Raw genomic sequence first — 18,911 nt, forward strand, 5'->3', positions numbered from 1 at the left:
ATTTGCATAATGAACCCCACTTGTTTTTTTTGACGTTTTTCACTTCGTTGCGCGACATCCTGAGCTTCCTGTGGTCAAACACTCTGTTGTTGGATAACAGCGCGATTCGGCGTCAGCCGATTCGTTAATAACAGCGGCAATATGCGCCAGTGATAACGATATTTGAATTATTTGAGTAGGGGTTCACATGCAGGGCACCAGAATTCGGCTTTTGGTTGGTGGATTAGTGCTGGCAGGCAGCTTTGGTCTCCAGGCCGAAACGCTGCAACCGGATCCGGCCTGGCAGGAAGGCAAGCTGGATAATGGATTTAACTGGCAGTTACTGGCCACACCGCAGCGCCCCAGTGACCGCATTGAACTGCGGCTGGTGGTGAACACCGGTTCGCTGGTGGAAAGTGCGCAACAGACCGGCTTCAGCCATCTGTTGTCGCGTCTGGCGATGGTGCACAACACGGCGCTCGATACGCAGCAGCAGCGCGCGCTATGGCAACAGGCGATGGATCCTCAGCATCCGCTACCGCCCGTTATCGCCTCCTATAACACCACCCAATATAATCTGAGTCTGCCGAATAACCGCCCCGAGCTGCTGAAAGAAGCGATGAACTGGCTGGCGGCCACGGCGGGCAATATGGCGATCACTGAAGAAGTGGTTAACACCGCGCTGGCCGCCTCCGATCCGGTGGCGACCTGGCCGAAAGATCCGCAGGATGTCTGGTGGCGCTACCGTCTGAAAGGCTCCGCGTTACTGGCGCACGATCCCGCTGCACAACCCCGTGCACCGGTGGATTTAACCCAGCTCAGCGATTTTTATCATCAGTGGTACACCCCGGACGCGATGACGCTCTACGTGGTAGGCAACGTCGACAGCCGTAACCTCTCTGAACAGATCAACAAAACCTTCTCGGCGTTAACCGGCAAACGTGAAACCCCTGCGCCACTGCCGACGCTGTCGCCGCTGCCACATGAGCCGGTGAATCTGGTCAGCAGCAACATGACTCAGGATCGTCTGTCGCTGGTGTGGGATACGCCATGGCAACCGATTCGTGACTCCCAGAATCTGCAGCGTTACTGGCAAAGCGATCTGGCCCGTGAAGCACTGTTCTGGCACGTTCAGCGTGCACTCAGTGACAGTAAGGCGCAGGGCATCCAGGTCGGATTCGACTGCCGGGTGCTCTATCAGCGTGCGCAGTGCTCCATCAACATGGATGGACGTAATGAAAATCTGGCGCAGAATATGAATCTGGTGGCACGTGAGCTGGCGAACGTGCGTGACAAAGGTATACCGCAGGAGGAGTTTGATGCGCTGATGGCGCAGAAGCTGCTGGAGCTGAACAAGCTGTTTACCACTTATGCCCGCACCGACACCGATGTTCTGATGAGCCAGCGCCTGCGCTCGCAGCAGAACGCCGTGGTCGATATCGCGCCGGAGCAGTACCAGAAGCTGCGTCAGACTTTCCTGGCCGGCCTGACGCGCGAACAGCTGAATCAGGAGCTGCGCCAGCAGCTGACGCAGGAGCTGATGATGGTTCTGATTCAGCCGGAAGGCGAAGCAGAAACCAACGTAAAAAGCCTGCAAAACAGCTGGGACAAAGTGATGTCACCATCAGCGGCACCGGCGACCAGCAATGAAGCCAGTCCGCCGGATAGCAACGTCAAAGACGTTCCGCCCGCCGCGTAATGTCAGGTTTTTGCCCTGAGCCACTCGGTCACTAACATCGGCCAGCTGGCGAGGGGCAAATCTGCCACGCCACGGATACCAAATCCGTGTCCGCCTTTCTGATAGAAATGCACTTCTGCCGGAACTTTATGCTCACGCAGCGCGCCGAAAAACGCCATGCTGTGATTCACGGAGACATCATCATCGTCGGCGGCGTGGATTAGCAGCGTCGGCGGCACCAGCGGATGAACCCGGGTTTCCATTGAGTAGGCTTCAATCGTTTTCTGATCGGGCCACGCACCCAGCAGGCGGGTTCTGGCACCTTCATGAGCGATGCCGTCACGCATGCTGATCAGCGGATAAACTAATACCATTGCATCCGGACGCGGCGAGAAGTTCTCTGCGCCATCCTGCACCGGATAGAGTTTCTCTGCGAAACGCGTTCCCAGGCTGGCCGCCACGTGGCCACCCGCCGAAAAGCCCATCATCACAATGTATTTACCGTTCAGGCCACGCTGTGCCCGATCACGCAGGACGCGAACCGCACGCTGCGCATCGGCCAGCGGTGCGTCGGGACCTTCGTGATGCCCGTCATAGGGCAGGCGATAGGTCATGACCGCCAGGGTGTAGCCCATGGAAGTAAAGAAGGTGGCCAGCGCGCTGCCTTCACGATCGATCATTACACGCTGATAGCCACCGCCCGGTGCGACCAGCAGGGTAATGCCGTTGGATTCGACCGGATGCCAGATCGCCATCTCCGGGCAACGCACGCCGGTAGCAGCGCGATCGTAAGGTTCATACTCTTTTGCCATATCGACAATCTGCGGCTCGGCGCGCGAGTCGCTGGCGCCTGGTGCATCGCCGTGTGGCCAGATATTAATAATTTCTGTGTGCATAAATAGATCCTGATGCGGGGAATATTTTAATTGTTTTGTTCGCGGCCGGAGAGAACAGCATCCTGCTGTCTTTTGATTAAAAGATGGTCTTTTTTCAGGCGGTCGTCCATCCGAAAAGGGCGAATCTGACCAGATTCGGACTATGCCTGGAGAGCGATCTGTTTGTGTAACTGTTTAATATTAATCAATAAATTATAAGAGGAATTAAAGAGCGTTGCCGCAGCGTGTCTGTTATTAACCGCTAATTTTTAGCTTAAGGTAAATAGCTGGCACGGGCCGCTTTATTAGCCGCAATTTACCGGATATCACGCTGTTTGCTGTTAAGGTGACATAATGCTTTTAGTACCAGAGTTTTCTCTGCCTCTATGGTGAAATTAATGTGCCAGTCTCATCTGGGAATGGCCAGCATCCTTTACCACGCGGCAGTTTCCGGTTGGTTGACGCGGTTTAACATAACATCATCCGTCTGTTCACAACGGTAAGATGCATGTCATGTTTGATACCAATCTCTCTACCAGACAAACCTTTGGTCGCCTGTGGCCGATGATTTCTCCCTTCAGGCTGGGGCTATTGGTCGCGGGTGTTGCCCTGATCGTCAACGCCGCCATAGACCCGTTTATGCTGACGTTACTGAAGACGCTGCTCGACGATGTCATTGGCCAGAAAAATCCCGGTATTCTGGTCTGGATGCCGCTGGTGATTATCGGGCTGATTCTTATCCGCGGTGTCAGCGGCTATATCTCCAGCTACTGTATCTCCTGGGTATCAGGCAAAGTGGTGATGGCCCTGCGTTGTCGGCTGTTCAGTCACATGATGGGCATGCCGGTATCGTTCTTTGATCAGCAATCAACCGGCACGCTGCTCTCCCGTATCAGCTACGACTGCGAACAGGTCGCGTCTTCCTCTTCCGGGTCGCTGGTGACGGTGGTGCGTGAAGGGGCCTCGATTCTTGGTCTGTTTGTCATGATGTTTTATTACAGCTGGCAGCTTTCCCTGATCCTGCTGGTGCTGGCTCCCATTGTGTCGCTGGCGATCCGCATCGTCTCCCGGCGCTTCCGCCGTATCAGCAAAAATATGCAGAACACCATGGGGCAGGTGACCTCTCATGCCGAGCAGATGCTGAAAGGGCATAAAGAGGTGCTGATGTTCGGCGGTCAGCAGGTTGAGACCGACCGCTTCAACCAGGTCAGTAACCAAATGCGTCGCCAGGGAATGAAAATGGTCTCGGCGACCTCACTCTCCGATCCGATTATTCAGCTTCTTGCCTCGTCAGCACTCGCCTTTGTGCTCTATGCGGCCAGTTTTCCCTCAGTGATGGCCACGCTGACCGCAGGCTCAATCAGTGCGGTGTTCTCCGCCATGCTGATGCTGATGCGTCCGTTAAAGTCGCTGACCAACGTCAATGCCCAGTTTCAGCGCGGCATGGCGGCCTGTCAGACGCTGTTTGCGATTCTGGATATGGAACAGGAGAAGGACGAAGGTACACGCGTGGTTAAGCGCGCCACCGGCAACATTGAGTTTCGCGACGTCACCTTTACCTATCCGGGGGCGGAAACACCGGCGCTGCAGCATATCAATCTGACCCTTCCCGCCGGTAAAACCGTGGCGCTGGTCGGCCGTTCCGGTTCGGGGAAATCGACCCTCGCCAGCCTGCTGACGCGCTTTTACGACGTCAACAGCGGCGAAATTTTGCTGGATGGACATGATCTGCGTGATTACACACTGGCCTCGCTGCGCGAGCAGATGGCGCTGGTCTCTCAGCATGTTCACCTGTTCAACGACACGGTGGCCAACAACATTGCCTATGCCCGTACCGATGTCTTCAGCCGCGAGGAAATTGAAAAGGCGGCAGAGATGGCTCATGCCATGGAATTCATTAATAAAATGGATAACGGACTGGATACGATGATTGGCGAAAATGGGGTACTGCTGTCGGGCGGACAACGGCAGCGCATTGCGATTGCCCGCGCCCTGTTGCGCGACAGCCCGATTCTGATCCTCGACGAAGCGACCTCGGCCCTGGACACCGAGTCTGAACGCGCGATTCAGTCTGCGCTGGAGACGCTGCAGCAGAACCGGACCACGCTGATCATCGCTCACCGGCTCTCGACCATTGAAAAGGCTGATGAAATTCTGCTGGTAGAAGAGGGAATGATTGTTGAGCGCGGCTCGCATCAGCAGTTGCTGCAACAGAACGGCGCGTATGCGCGGCTCTATCCGATGCAGTTCAGTCAGCCGCTTTGTGCGTAAGAGGCACGAATGCCAAAAGCTAAAGCTAAAGCAGAGTGAACCCAACCGCAATAACAAGGCTCAACGCGCAGGAAACCGGTCAGAAGAGGAAAGCGTCCCGTAGCCGGGCCGAGCAGTCAGGCACTGCCTTAGCATCTTTCCGAACTGACCCGTTTCCCTGTGCAGGCGCGCGCTCACAGCGACTCAGCCAGACATAATCAACAGCCAAAAAATGCGCCTCTGGGCGTATTTTTCGTTATCTACATTTGCAGACCGATCTTTACGACACCAGCTGCTACAGCATCAGTCAGGCATCACCGCTGCCGGAATAATCGCGCCGCGATGCTGAATCACAGTGCTGGCCGTCAGGTGTCCGCGCTGCGCGGCGGCCTCTGCAGAAGCGCCCGTCAGACGGCGCGCCAGATATCCGGCACTGAATGAATCGCCAGCGGCCGTCGTATCGATCACTTTCTCTTTCGCCAGACGTACCGCAGGCACCTCAATCAGCGGCGCATCGCCGATAGCGACCAGACAGGAGTCTGCACCCCGCTTAATGACGATTTCGCTGGCACCAGCCTGACGGGTACGCGCGATAACGTCATCGAGCGGCTGCTCGCCCCACAGTAGATGTTCATCATCCAGCGTCAGGAAAGCGATATCGGTACAGTTCAGCATGGCGCGATACGCAGCCTGCGCGCTGACGCGATCGGCCCATAAACGCGGGCGGTAGTTGTTATCAAAAATCACCCTGCCGCCATTCGCCCGGCAGCGGGCCAGCAGCGTCATCAGCTTCTCACGGCTTGACGTCGGCAGAATCGCCAGACTGATACCGCTGAGGTAGAGATAATCGTAGTGCGACAGCTGTTCGGCTATCTCTGTGGATTGCGGGCTGTCGAGCCAGTAACGCGCGGCAGCATCGCTGCGCCAGTACCAGAAGGTACGCTCGCCGTCGGCATCGGTTTCAATCACATACAGGCCCGGCATCTTATTATCGAGGCGCTGAATCAGGTCAGTATTCACCTTCTCCTGCTGCCAGGCTGCGATCATCTGATCGCTGAACGAATCCGTCCCCAGCGCGGTAACGTAATCGACCCGTAACTGCGGCTCATCAACCTGGCGGGCAAGATACACGGCCGTGTTAAGGGTATCGCCGCCAAAGCCCCGCTTAATGTTGTCACCCTTTTCGGACAGCTCAATCATGCATTCGCCGATGATGGCGATTTTCTTCTGCGTCATGGTTTCAGACCTGTAGTGAAATATCGCCTTAGTCTCGCGTCTGGTATGGCAGACGTCAATGGTTTTAAAACGGTGTTTTAATTTAACTTAAGGTGCTGAAAGGCCCCGATCCGGGCAATAAGAGCGGCTAATTTTGGCCTGTTTTACCGATTATGCTAACGAAGCGGCTGGTAAACTCTCCGTTTTCATACGGCCGCCCCATTCATCTCATTTTCACAGGCATTTACGATAATCGCTTCAGTCTCCCGTTTTGGGGACGTGTTACCAACCAGGAAAATAGCATGGTGATGGAGAGTATTAGCCAATGGCTGCCGTCTTCAACCGACCTTAATCTCCACACGGAAACGCCGCTCTTCTGGCAACAATGTCATCGACGCTATCGGTTTCAGCCGATTTATCGGGTAACCGGTCGGTTACTGGCCATTGAACTGCTGACCGCCGTTTATCATCCCATGGCACCGGAGCGGAATCTCTCGCCTGAAGCCTGGTTTGCCGGACTCGACATCGCTCAGCGCCTGAACGTCGTGTATGAGCAGCTTGAACTTCTTGCCGAATGGACTGCATTTTTCGAGCACAATGATGTGGTCGCTTCGGTCAACATCGACGGTCCCTCACTGCTCGCCATTCAGCACCGACCCGCTATTCGTCGTCTCATTGCCGGCCTGCCATGGATACGCTTTGAACTCACCGAGCACCAGGCGCTGCCGCAGGAGGAGAAAGTAGCGAAAATACCTGAACTGGGGCCGCTGTGGCTGGATGACTTCGGTTCCGGTATGGCGAATTTCTCGGCGCTGACTGAACTGAAATATGATTACATCAAGCTGTCGCGCGACCTTTTTAATATGCTGGGCACCACCAATGAAGGGCGCAGCCTGTTTTCGATGCTGCTGGCACTGATCAATCGTTACTGCAACGGCGTCATTGTTGAAGGGGTGGAGACGGAAGCGCAGTGGCAGCAGGTTAAAGCATCCCCCGCTATCGCGGCCCAGGGCTACTACTTTTCGCGGCCTGTCCCATTTTCTGAACTGAATCATCTCACTATCCAGCTTCCCTGATGCCGTTGCTCGCCGTCTCGACTATCTTTAACGCAGACCGTGAATGTGCAAGGAGAAAGCGTAATGTCGCGTACCGGTAAAATAGTCAGCTGGGTAGCAGGAATTCTGGTGTTATTCATCGTGGTGATTATCGTCGTCATCGCCACCTTTGACTGGAATCGCCTGAAACCCACCATCAATCAGAAAGTCTCTACCGAATTAAACCGTCCCTTTGCGATACGGGGAGATTTGGGTATCGACTGGGCAAGAAATCGCGACGAGGCAGGCTGGCGGCGCTGGGTGCCGTGGCCGCAGGTGCACGCGGAAGATATTATGCTGGGCAATCCGCCAGACATTTCTGACGTCACCATGGTGCATCTGCAACGTGTGGATGCCACGCTGTCACCGCTGTCGTTGCTGCATAAAGAGCTGTTCATCCCATGGATTAAGTTGCAGCGGCCCGATGCGCGCCTGATTCAGACGGCGGATAAAAAGAATAACTGGACGTTTGATCTCGCCGGTAGTGACAAGGATGACAGGAACAGCGCGCCCTCGGCTTGGTCCTTCCGGCTGGATAATATCCTGTTTGATCAGGGGCAAATCCGCTATCGCGATGCGGTTAACCGCGCCGATGTCACGGTACAGGTCAATCCGCTGGGCAAACCGGTGCCCTATGCGCAGATTGCCGGCGGTGACGATCAGCAGAAGGGCGCGGGAGACTTCGTCTTTGGCTGGCAGGCCAGTGGCACCTACAACAATGAAAAGCTCAGCGGTGAAGGCAAGATTGGCGGCATGCTCTCGCTGCGCAGCCAGAACACCCCTTTCCCGGTGCAGGCCGATGTGCGAAACGGCACCACGCGGGTTCAGGTAACGGGGGGCGTGCAGGATCCGATGAACCTCGGCGGGCTGAATGTGCGACTGCGCTTCTCGGGCGATACGCTGGCGAATCTCTACGGGCTGACCGGCGTCCTGCTGCCTGACACACCCCCTTATGAAACTGACGGCCATCTGATTGCGAAATTCAATGGCGAAAAAGGTGCGGTCTACCGCTATGAGAAATTCAACGGACACATTGGCGACAGCGATATTCATGGCTCCCTGATTTACACGCAGGGCAAACCCCGTCCGACGCTGACCGGCGAACTGACCTCAGAGCAACTGCGTATGGCCGATCTGGGGCCGCTGATTGGTGTGGATTCCGGCAAAGGCAGTGAAAAAACCGCGCAGGCCAAAGCCCGTCGCGGTGAGAAATCGAATCAGCCCGCCGACCGCGTGCTGCCGCACGATAAATTTGAGACCAAAAACTGGGACGTGATGGATGCCGATGTGAAGTTCAGCGGCAAACGAATCGAACACAGTAATTCCCTGCCGTTAAGCGATCTCTACACCCATTTACAGCTGAAAAGCGGCGATCTGCTGCTGGATCCGCTGCGTTTTGGTGTGGCAGGCGGCAATCTCAACAGCACCATCCGGCTGGAGGGCGATCGCTCGCCGATGCGTGGCCGGGTTGACCTTCATGTACGTAAGCTGCAGCTGCGTCAGCTCTTTCCGACGGTGGACGCAATGAAGAACAGCCGTGGTCAGCTCAATGGCGATGCCAGTTTTACCGGCACCGGTAACTCCGTGGCCGATCTGCTGGCGACCAGCAACGGTCAGCTTAAGCTGCTGATGAATGATGGGCTGATCAGTCGCAGCCTGATGGAGATTGCCGGACTCAACGTCGGTAACTACGTGGTGGGCAAGCTGTTTGGCGATGACCAGGTGCGTATCAACTGCGCTGCGACCGATCTCAGACTGCAGAATGGTGTGGCGACCCCTAACCTGTTTGTGTTTGATACCGAGAACGCGATTATCAATGTGTCAGGTAACGCCAACTTCGCCAGTGAGCGGCTGGATCTGTCGGTAAACCCGGAAAGTAAGGGCATTCGCATCGTGACGCTGCGCTCCCCGCTCTACGTGCGCGGCACCTTTAAAAATCCTGATGCAGGCGTGAAAGCAGGGCCACTGCTGGCCCGCGGTGCTGCTGCTGTGGCACTGGGTGCGGTCGTCGGCCCGGCAGCGGCGCTGCTGGCCATGATCTCGCCAAGTGATAACGAAGACAACCAGTGCAGCACCGTCCTGCAGCAGATGAAACAGAAGAAGTGATTAGTTGCGGTAGAGCACTTTGATAATGTGATAACCAAAGCCGGTCTTTACCGGCCCGTAAGGCGTCAGCAGCGGGCAGGTAAAGACCGCTTTATCAAAGGCCGGCACCATCTGTCCCTGCCGGAACTCGCCCAGATCGCCCCCCTTCCGGCCGGAAGGACAGGTAGAGTGCTTCTTTGCCAGCTCCTGAAAATTGCCGCCTTTCGCCAGTTTCGCCAGAATCTCTTTTGCCAGCGCTTCCTCTTTGACCAGGATGTGTAAAGCCGCCGCGGTTTTCGCCATGTTGGTATCTCGGTTGTGTATAATTGCCGCCCAGTATAAACCCCTTTCTTTTGATTCAATCAGGCGATTTCTTTTATGCGTTTAAACCCCAGCCAACAACGTGCCGTCGAATTTGTTACCGGTCCCTGTCTGGTGCTGGCGGGCGCGGGATCGGGCAAAACCCGCGTGATTACCAATAAAATCGCCCATCTGATTCGTGAATGCGGCTATCAGGCGCGCCACATCGCCGCAGTAACCTTTACCAATAAAGCCTCGCGCGAAATGAAAGAGCGTGTGGCGCAGACGCTGGGCCGCAAAGAGGCGCGCGGTCTGCTGATCTCGACTTTCCATACGCTGGGACTGGAGATCATCAAGCGCGAGACGGCGGCACTGGGCATGAAGTCCAACTTCTCACTGTTCGACGATCAGGATCAGCTCGCCCTGCTGAAAGAGCTGACCAGAGAGTGGCTGGAAGAGGATAAGACGCTGTTACAGCAGCTCATCTCCACCATTTCGAACTGGAAAAATGATCTGATCGATCCGCAGGGTGCCGCCGCGCTGGCGCGCTCGCAGCAGGATAATATCTTTGCCCACTGCTATGCCCTCTACAGCCAGCATCTTAAGGCGTGCAACGTACTGGATTTTGATGACCTGATCCTGCTGCCGACGCTGCTGCTACAGCGTAATCAGGAAGTGCGCGAGCGCTGGCAGCAGCGTATCCGCTATCTGCTGGTGGATGAGTATCAGGACACCAACACCAGCCAGTATGAGCTGGTTAAGCTGCTGGTTGGCGCGCGCGCGCGTTTCACGGTGGTCGGCGACGATGACCAGTCGATCTACTCGTGGCGTGGCGCACGGCCGCAGAATCTGGTGTTGCTGAATCAGGATTTTCCGGCGCTGGAAGTAGTAAAGCTGGAGCAGAACTACCGCTCTTCGCAGCGCATACTTAAGGCGGCGAATATCCTGATTGCCAATAATCCGCACGTCTTTGAAAAGCGGCTGTTTTCAGAGCTGGGGCAGGGCAGCGAACTCAAAGTGGTGACCGCCAACAGCGAAGAGCATGAGGCAGAGCGGGTCACAGGCGAACTGATCGCGCATCACTTTATTAACCGCACGCAATACAAAGATTACGCGATTCTCTATCGCGGCAACCATCAGTCACGGACCTTTGAAAAGTTTCTGATGCAGAACCGCATTCCTTATCGCATCTCTGGCGGCACCTCCTTCTTCTCACGCCCTGAGATTAAAGATCTGCTCGCCTATCTGCGTGTGCTGACCAATCCTGAGGATGACAGCGCATTTCTGCGCATCGTCAATACGCCGCGCCGCGAGATTGGCCCGGCCACGCTGCAGAAGCTCGGTGAATGGGCCAACCTGCGTAGCAAAAGTCTGTTTAACGCCAGTTTTGATGTCGGGCTGGGGCAGACGCTGAGCGGCCGTGGTCTGGAGCATCTGCAGCGCTTCACCCACTGGCTGAATGAGATTATCCAGCTGAGCGAACGTGAGCCGGTGAACGCCGTCCGCGATTTGATTCGCGGCATCGACTATGAAAGCTGGCTGTTTGAAACCTCCGGCAGCCCGAAAGCTGCCGAAATGCGGATGAAAAACGTCAATACGCTGTTTCAGTGGATGACTGAAATGCTGGAAGGCAGCGATATCGATGTGCCGATGACGCTGGCGCAGGTGGTGACGCGCTTTACTCTGCGCGACATGATGGAGCGCGGTGAAAGCGATGAAGAGCTGGATCAGGTGCAATTGATGACGCTGCACGCTTCTAAAGGTCTGGAGTTCCCCTATGTATTCCTGGTGGGCATGGAAGAGGGATTGCTGCCGCATCAGAGCAGTATCGATGAGAACAACATCGAAGAGGAGCGTCGCCTGGCTTACGTGGGGATCACAAGGGCGCAGAAAGAACTGACTTTCACCCTGTGTCGCGAACGCCGGCAGTATGGCGAGTTAATCCGGCCTGAACCGAGTCGTTTCCTGCTGGAGTTGCCCCAGGACGATCTGCAATGGGAGACCGAGCGCAAAGTGGTCAGTGCGGAAGAGCGGATGAAAACCGGGCAGAGTCGGGTCGCCGGGTTGAGAGCGATGCTGGATAAGGCGAAGAAGAGTTAAACCTCGCAGGAGGCGAAGGAGATTCGCCTCACGCGGGTGCCATTACGACAGGGTTAACAACCAGTGGACGTAAGACTGATAGTGGCTTTCCTGCTCCAGCAGTTCGCTGCGCAGCGGATGCGCCTCCAGCCAGCCTGCGGGCAGGGTCAGATGCAGGGCATCATCGTCTGCCAGTAGCCGCACTGCAGGCAGGGTGTCATCGCGACGGCGGGTGGAGAAAATAATCGCCAGCCGCAGCAGACGGCACATCCGTTCCGCCAGGCGCGGCGGCAGCGCGTTTTGCTGAGTCAGCAATGCCAGATCGATGCTGCCGCTCTGATTTTGCAGTAAACAGGCCAGCAGCTTCTTCTGCGCCGGTGTGAAGCCAGGCAGATCGAGGTGACGCACCAGATATGCCGCGTGTTGCGGCGCATGACGGAAGTCGACGCTCAGGCCAATTTCGTGGATCGCGCAGGCGCTGAGCAGCAGCTCACGACAGCGCTGATCCAGCTTCCACGGCGTGTAAACCTGACGGAAAAAACTTTCTGCCAGCTGACGCACGCGGTCTGCCTGTTCGACATCGATGCTGAAACGGCGCTGGACGTTGTGCAGCGTGCGGGTACGGATATCGCGGTCAACCGGCAGGTGCAGCATCCCGTAAACCAGCCCTTCCCGCAGTGCGCCGCCCGCCAGCGTCATGCTATCGATGCTGAGCGCCTGGAAGATAGCGATCAGGATCGACAGGCCGCTGGGGAACACCAGTGCCCGTTCCAGCGTCAGTCCTTCAATTTCCAGCTCTTCCAGTTTGCCGCACTGAATGGCACGCTGCTTCAGTTGCTGCAGTTTATTCAGCGTGATGCGCTCATCCATACCCTGCGCCACCATGATCTCCTGCAGCGCCTGAACCGTGCCGGATGCACCGACACAGGCCTCCCAGCCTTGCGCACGCAGCTGCGCGGCAATCGGCTGGATCATCTCACGGGCCGCCTGTTCAGCCTGGTCGAAGTTCTCTTTTGCCAGATGACGATCGCTGAAGAAGCGCTCCAGCCACGTCACACAGCCCATCGACAGGCTGAACAACACTGATGCGTGTGAGCCGTCGCCGGTAGCCAGTTCGGTACTGCCGCCGCCGATATCGACCACTAAACGCTTGTCGGAACCGCCGGTGGTGTGGGCCACACCCTGATAAATCAGACGCGCCTCTTCTTCACCGCTGATGACATTAATGGTACAGCCGAGGATCTGCTGGGCGGTGTCGAGGAAGGTCTGCGCATTGGCAGCCAGACGCAGCGTGGCGGTCGCCACCACACGAATCTGATCGGGGGGAATATCCTGCAATTGTTCAGAGAAGAGTCTGAGGCATTGCCAGCCACGCGACATCGCATCGGCTGACAACAGGTTATTTTTATCCAGACCGGCAGCAAGGCGAACCTTGCGCTTAATTTTTGCGACGGTCTGAATACTGCCAGAGACTTCGCGCACCACCAACATATGAAAGCTGTTAGACCCTAAATCGATCGCTGCATAAAGTGACGACGCGCTGAGCATGGTGGCCTAACCTGAACGTTTGCGGTTGTTGTTGCGTGGAGCACCGCGACGATTGGCGTTATTCCCTCCGCGACGCTGACCATTGCCGGTACGGCTGCGTTGCAGACGCTTTGGCGGCGGTAAATCGGTCAACAACGCCTCGCTGCTGTACTTGCTGACCGGAATGCTGTGGCCAATGTACTCTTCAATTGAAGGCAGGTTCAGCGCGTACTCTTCACAGGCCAGACTGATAGAGTGTCCGCTGGCACCGGCACGACCGGTACGGCCAATGCGGTGAACGTAATCTTCACAGTCATCTGGCAGATCGTAGTTAAAGACGTGCGTTACAGCCGGAATGTGCAGACCGCGAGCGGCCACATCGGTGGCGACCAGAATATCCACATCACCTTTAGTGAAGTCATCCAGAATGCGCAGGCGCTTCTTCTGAGCCACGTCGCCGGTCAGCAGACCAACACGGTGTCCATCGGCAGCCAGGTGGCCCCAGATATCTTCACAGCGGTGCTTGGTGTTGGCGAAGATAATGGCGCGATCGGGCCACTCTTCTTCCAGCAGGGTCTGCAGCAGGCGCATTTTCTCTTCGTTTGACGGATAGAAAAGCTCTTCCTGAATGCGATGACCGGTTTTTTGTTCCGGTTCCACTTCTACATATTCAGCACTGTTCATGTGCTCAAACGCCAGTTCACGGACGCGGTAAGAGAGCGTCGCCGAAAACAGCATGCTCAGACGCTGCGTAGCAGGCGGCATGCGACGGAACAGCCAGCGGATATCTTTAATAAAGCCGAGATCGAACATGCGATCGGCTTCGTCCAGTACCATGACCTGAATGGCACCGAGGTTGACATGATTCTGCTTCGCGTAATCGATCAGACGGCCGGTGGTTGCCACCAGAATATCAACGCCCTGCTCCAGCACTTTCAGCTGTTTGTCATAACCGTCTCCGCCATAGGCGAGACCCAGTTTCAGGCCGGTTGAGGCGGTAAGGGGTTCGGCATCCGCATGAATCTGCACAGCAAGTTCACGCGTCGGCGCAAGAATTAAAGCCCGTGGCTGGTTAACCTGACGACCTTCCGCCGCAGGATGAGAGAGAAGATGATGAAACGTTGACGTCAGAAACGCCATCGTTTTGCCGGTACCGGTTTGCGCCTGGCCTGCAACATCACGCCCTGAAAGCGTAAAAGGCAGAGCTAACGCCTGAATCGGCGTGCAGTATTGAAAGCCTTTACTATCAAGGGCTTCCACCACTTTTGGGTGCAGGGCGAAGTCGGAAAACTTCTGTTCAGTTAAGTGTGTTTTGCTCATAGTGTGGTAGAATATCAGCTTACTATCGCTTTACGAAAGCGTATCCGATGAAATAAAGTCAACCAACATTGGTATATATTACGCCAATTCGCCAGGCATAATCTTGTGGAGTAAAACATGAGCAGCGATAAAATCGTTCATCTGACTGATGACAGTTTCGACACCGACGTGCTGAAAGCCGACGGCGTTACACTGGTAGATTTCTGGGCTGAATGGTGTGGTCCTTGCAAAATGATCGCGCCCATCCTTGATGAAGTTGCAGAAGAGTATGATGGCAAGCTAACCATCGCTAAGCTGAATATTGATGATAACCCAGGCACGGCACCGAAATACGGCATTCGTGGTATCCCGACGCTGCTGCTGTTTAAAAATGGCGAAGTCGCCGCGACCAAAGTGGGCGCGCTGTCTAAAGGCCAATTGAAAGAGTTCCTGAACGCCAACCTGGCGTAATTCAGGGCTGAACGTCTGGCAGTGGTGAATTTATCTCCTGCTGCTGGACGTTCGCTTTCGGGCGTGCTAAGTTACTCATACTGCATTACGAACTTACCTTGTAGTTTGCATCTAAAAGTTTTCCCTTGGTGAACCCTGTCGCCCTGTACCTTATAAAGATAGAACGGTTCAGCAATCTTACGGTTAGCTCCAACTCTGGCATCACATTCGGACATCTGCCTGCATACCGATCGCCATTTCATACGATGATCGTCGGGAAGAGCCGAAAAGAGCCATTAACGGCATGGATTAATTGCCATACCACTCACGACAAACATTCCGAGTATTACCCCGAGTTTAAGAACCCATCACTATGAATCTTACCGAATTAAAGAATACGCCGGTTGCTGAGCTGATTACTCTCGGCGAAAATATGGGGCTGGAAAATCAGGCTCGCATGCGTAAGCAGGACATTATCTTTTCAATCCTGAAGCAGCACGCGAAAAGCGGCGAAGACATCTTTGGTGATGGCGTGCTGGAGATTCTTCAGGATGGATTTGGATTCCTCCGTTCCGGAGACAGCTCCTACCTCGCCGGCCCTGATGATATCTACGTTTCCCCCAGCCAAATCCGCCGCTTTAACCTCCGCACTGGTGACACTATCTCTGGCAAAATCCGTCCACCAAAAGAAGGTGAACGTTATTTTGCGCTGCTGAAAGTTAACGAAGTTAACTACGACAAGCCGGAAAACGCGCGTAATAAGATTCTGTTCGAAAACCTCACGCCGCTGCACGCAAATAAACGTCTGCGTATGGAGCGGGGTAATGGCTCAACGGAAGATTTAACCGCTCGCGTACTCGATCTGGCATCGCCGATCGGTCGTGGTCAGCGTGGTCTGATCGTGGCACCGCCGAAAGCCGGTAAAACCATGCTGCTGCAAAACATTGCGCAAAGCCTGGCGTACAACTACCCGGATTGCGTGCTAATGGTGCTGCTGATTGACGAGCGCCCGGAAGAAGTGACCGAGATGCAGCGTCTGGTTAAAGGTGAAGTTATTGCCTCAACCTTCGATGAGCCCGCATCGCGCCACGTTCAGGTTGCGGAAATGGTGATCGAGAAAGCCAAGCGCCTGGTTGAGCATAAAAAAGATGTCATCATCCTGCTCGACTCCATCACACGTCTGGCACGTGCCTACAACACCGTGGTACCTGCTTCAGGTAAGGTCCTGACGGGTGGTGTGGATGCCAACGCCCTGCATCGTCCAAAGCGTTTCTTTGGTGCTGCACGTAACGTGGAAGAGGGCGGAAGCCTGACCATCATCGCGACCGCGCTGGTTGATACCGGTTCGAAGATGGATGAAGTCATTTACGAAGAGTTTAAAGGTACCGGTAACATGGAACTGCATCTCGCCCGTAAAATTGCTGAAAAACGCGTCTTCCCGGCGATTGATTACAACCGTTCTGGTACGCGTAAAGAAGAGCTGCTCACCTCTCAGGAAGAGCTGCAGAAGATGTGGATCCTGCGTAAAATTATTCACCCAATGGGCGAAATCGACGCAATGGAATTCCTCATCAATAAGCTGGCGATGACCAAAACCAATGATGAATTCTTCGATATGATGAAGCGTTCTTAATCCGATACTGCCAGGCCGGACCACAGATTCGGCTTTTTTAGTTCAAATGCGCAGAAAATCGACCTTACGCCACGTCCCGACGTGGCGTTTTTCATTTGTGAGCTATAGGATTGAACACTGGCAGGAGCATTTATAATGACTGTGGTAGTGATGGCGAATTTATGACCGTTCGTCTGTCTCTTTATGCAGAATTCGGAATCCGACACAGCACCAGGCGCGCTTTTTCGCGTATTGTGGTGCGGGATGTTAGCTGAGAGCGTTTAACGTGAATTTACTCACTATGAGTACTGAGCTTGGTTTAATTTTTCTCTTTTCCCTGGCTTTCCTCTTTTTTGCTCGAAAAGCAGCTAAAAAAATTGGTTTGGTTGATAAGCCTAACTCACGTAAACGCCATCATGGCGCGATTCCGTTGGTGGGCGGCATCTCCGTGTTTGCAGGTATCTGCTTTACGTTTGCCATTACTAACTACTATCTGCCACATGCGCTGCTCTATCTCGGCTGCGCCGGTGTGCTGGTGCTGGTCGGGGCGCTCGACGATCGCTTTGATATCAGCGTTAAAATCCGCGCGGTGGTGCAGGCGCTGGTAGCTGTTGTCATGATGGTGGGGGCAAAACTCTATCTGCTGAGTCTGGGCTTTATCGTCGGTCCGTTCGAGCTGATCGTGGGGCCCTTTGGCTATGTGCTGACGCTGTTCGCCGTCTGGGCCGCGATTAACGCCTTTAATATGGTGGATGGCATTGACGGTCTGCTGGGCGGCCTCTCCTCAGTGACCTTTGCCGCCATGGGCATCATCCTCTATTTCGACGGCCAGACCAGCCTGGCGATGTGGTGCTTTGCGATGATTGCCGCCACGCTGCCCTATATTCTGCTTAACCTCGGCTTCCTCGGGCGTCGGTTTAAAGTCTTTATGGGTGACGCCGGCAGCACCATGATCGGCTTCACCATCATCTGGATTCTGCTGGAAACGACGCAGGGTCTGAGCCATCCCATCACGCCAGTGACCGCCCTCTGGCTCATCGCCATTCCCCTGATGGATATGGTGGCGATTATGTATCGTCGCCTGCGCAAAGGCATGAGCCCGTTCTCGGCTGATCGTCAGCACATCCACCATCTGATTATGCGTGCCGGTTTTACCTCGCGTCAGGCCTTTGTCCTGATTACCGTTGCGGCGGCCATCCTCGCCGGTATCGGTGTTCTGGGTGAATATCTGGCATTTATCCCGGAGTGGGTGATGCTGCTGCTGTTCCTGGGCGCGTTTATGGTTTATGGCTACTGCCTGAAACATGCGTGGCGTGTGGCGCGACGCTTACGGCGTATCAAGCGTCGTCTGAGCCATCATCGAGAAGCAAAAAATAAATGAACCCGATGCTGAAAAAGGATACCTCTGCCATGCCTGCTGACGTTGTGGATAACGAACTGGATATTCGCGGCCTGAGCTGCCGTTTATGGCGTGGTAAACGCTGGATTGTCGGGCTGGCACTGCTGTTTGCCCTGATCGCCTGGCTGGCTACGCTACTGCTAAAACAGGTCTGGAGCACCACAGCGATTACCGATCGCCCGACGGTGAACATGCTGGGCTCTTACTATGCACAGCAGCAGTTCCTGACCAATCTGGATGTCCGCAACAATGCCCTGACGCTGGCTGCCCCGTCACCGACGGTGATGGATCAGGTTTATCAGGAGTTCACCATGCAGCTTGCCTCCTGGGATACGCGTCGGGAGTTCTGGCAGCAAACGGATTACTACAAGAACCGTAAAACCGGCAATGCGCATAACGATGCCGCGCTGCTCGACGATTTGATCGCCAACATCCTGTTCACGCCCGCTGACGCGGCACATAATCTGCCCGATAACGTCAAACTTAAAGCGGAAACCGCGGGCGACGCCAACAATCTGCTGCGTCAGTACATCGCCTACGCCAGTGAACGCGCCGCGCGTCATCTGAATGATGAGTTAAAAGGGGCCTGGCGGGCGCGTACCGATCAGTTGCAGGCGCAGGTGAAACGTCAGGAAGATGTGGCAAACGCAGTCTTCCAGCGCCAGCAGCATCGGCTGGAGCAGGCGCTGAAAGTCGCCAGCCAGCAGGGAATCAACGAGAAACAGACGCGCGAAGCGGGTGAGAATCTGGCAGACAGCGATCTGTTCCTGCTGGGTCAGCCCGTTTTACAGGGACAGCTCGATACCCTGCGTGCCACCGGTCCGGGGTTTGATATCAGCTATGATCAGAACAGAGCAATGCTGACCACGCTGCAGACCGGGCCAAAACTGAACAGCCAGTTCCAGACCTACCGTTATCTGCGCACGCCGGAAGAGCCGGTATCACGTGACAGTCCGCGACGTCTGTTCATGATGATTATGTGGGGTGCCGTTGGGGCATTAACCGGCGCGGGTGTGGCGCTGGCACGTCGTCCGCGTCTGATGTCAGACACGCATGATTGAGAGAAACA

Annotated in this window: 14 protein-coding genes; 9 read left to right on the top strand and 5 right to left on the bottom strand. The window is 55.3% G+C overall.

The features are described 5' to 3' along the window. Nucleotides 1-187: 187 nt before the first annotated feature. Complete coding sequence (locus F3I44_RS16405) at nt 188-1,678, top strand: pitrilysin family protein (protein WP_150013303.1); 1,491 nt, start codon at nt 188-190, stop codon at nt 1,676-1,678. 2 nt (nt 1,679-1,680) lie between these two features. On the opposite strand, the gene F3I44_RS16410 is transcribed toward F3I44_RS16405, so the two are convergent. Next, nucleotides 1,681-2,553: an alpha/beta hydrolase gene (locus F3I44_RS16410; protein ID WP_013359660.1), complete on the bottom strand. Its 873-nt coding sequence runs from the start codon at nt 2,551-2,553 to the stop codon at nt 1,681-1,683. Between the two features lie 492 nt (nt 2,554-3,045). Here F3I44_RS16410 and msbA point away from each other — a divergent pair, with 492 nt between their 5' ends. After that, nucleotides 3,046-4,803 (top strand): lipid A ABC transporter ATP-binding protein/permease MsbA, encoded by a 1,758-nt coding sequence (gene msbA, locus F3I44_RS16415; protein ID WP_370461293.1) that lies wholly within the window; start codon nt 3,046-3,048, stop codon nt 4,801-4,803. A 282-nt stretch (nt 4,804-5,085) separates the two neighbouring features. Here the strand turns inward: msbA and F3I44_RS16420 are convergent, their stop codons facing one another. After that, entirely contained in the window at nt 5,086-6,018 is a 933-nt protein-coding gene (locus tag F3I44_RS16420) for a sugar kinase (protein WP_150013299.1), read from the bottom strand. Between the two features lie 281 nt (nt 6,019-6,299). On the opposite strand from F3I44_RS16420, the gene pdeH reads away from it, so the two are divergent. Continuing rightward, nucleotides 6,300-7,073, top strand: coding sequence for a cyclic-guanylate-specific phosphodiesterase (pdeH, locus tag F3I44_RS16425; protein WP_150013297.1), 774 nt, complete (start codon nt 6,300-6,302; stop codon nt 7,071-7,073). A 63-nt stretch (nt 7,074-7,136) separates the two neighbouring features. After that, nucleotides 7,137-9,197 carry an AsmA family protein gene (locus tag F3I44_RS16430; RefSeq protein ID WP_150013295.1) on the top strand — a complete coding sequence of 687 codons (2,061 nt, stop codon included), beginning with the start codon at nt 7,137-7,139 and terminating at the stop codon, nt 9,195-9,197. Here the strand turns inward: F3I44_RS16430 and ppiC are convergent, their stop codons facing one another. Next, complete coding sequence (gene ppiC, locus F3I44_RS16435; protein WP_008926423.1) at nt 9,198-9,479, bottom strand: peptidylprolyl isomerase PpiC; 282 nt, start codon at nt 9,477-9,479, stop codon at nt 9,198-9,200. Between the two features lie 75 nt (nt 9,480-9,554). Here ppiC and rep point away from each other — a divergent pair, with 75 nt between their 5' ends. Next, the gene (rep, locus tag F3I44_RS16440; RefSeq protein ID WP_150013293.1) at nt 9,555-11,576 is read left to right on the top strand and encodes a DNA helicase Rep; all 2,022 of its coding nucleotides are present in this window, start codon (nt 9,555-9,557) and stop codon (nt 11,574-11,576) included. Nucleotides 11,577-11,618: 42 nt separating this feature from the next. Here rep and gppA read toward each other — a convergent pair whose 3' ends face one another. Further along, the gene (gene gppA / locus F3I44_RS16445; RefSeq protein WP_150013291.1) at nt 11,619-13,103 is read right to left on the bottom strand and encodes a guanosine-5'-triphosphate,3'-diphosphate diphosphatase; all 1,485 of its coding nucleotides are present in this window, start codon (nt 13,101-13,103) and stop codon (nt 11,619-11,621) included. A 6-nt stretch (nt 13,104-13,109) separates the two neighbouring features. Beyond that, nucleotides 13,110-14,402 (bottom strand): ATP-dependent RNA helicase RhlB, encoded by a 1,293-nt coding sequence (gene rhlB, locus F3I44_RS16450; RefSeq protein WP_150013289.1) that lies wholly within the window; start codon nt 14,400-14,402, stop codon nt 13,110-13,112. Between the two features lie 117 nt (nt 14,403-14,519). Here rhlB and trxA point away from each other — a divergent pair, with 117 nt between their 5' ends. The 4 genes from trxA to wzzE all read left to right on the top strand — a co-directional run bounded on the left by trxA (nt 14,520) and on the right by wzzE (nt 18,903). Next, complete coding sequence (gene trxA, locus F3I44_RS16455) at nt 14,520-14,852, top strand: thioredoxin TrxA (protein ID WP_003851963.1); 333 nt, start codon at nt 14,520-14,522, stop codon at nt 14,850-14,852. A 352-nt stretch (nt 14,853-15,204) separates the two neighbouring features. After that, on the top strand, nt 15,205-16,464 hold the full coding sequence (gene rho, locus F3I44_RS16460) for a transcription termination factor Rho (RefSeq protein WP_003851960.1): 1,260 nt from the start codon (nt 15,205-15,207) through the stop codon (nt 16,462-16,464). 280 nt (nt 16,465-16,744) lie between these two features. Further along, on the top strand, nt 16,745-17,824 hold the full coding sequence (wecA, locus tag F3I44_RS16465; RefSeq protein WP_150013287.1) for a UDP-N-acetylglucosamine--undecaprenyl-phosphate N-acetylglucosaminephosphotransferase: 1,080 nt from the start codon (nt 16,745-16,747) through the stop codon (nt 17,822-17,824). 5 nt (nt 17,825-17,829) lie between these two features. Then, on the top strand, nt 17,830-18,903 hold the full coding sequence (wzzE, locus tag F3I44_RS16470) for an ECA polysaccharide chain length modulation protein (protein WP_255467308.1): 1,074 nt from the start codon (nt 17,830-17,832) through the stop codon (nt 18,901-18,903). The last annotated feature ends 8 nt before the right edge of the window (nt 18,904-18,911 follow it).

Origin of the sequence: Pantoea sp. F_5, assembly GCF_008631595.1 — a bacterium.
Lineage (GTDB): Bacteria > Pseudomonadota > Gammaproteobacteria > Enterobacterales > Enterobacteriaceae > Pantoea > Pantoea gossypiicola.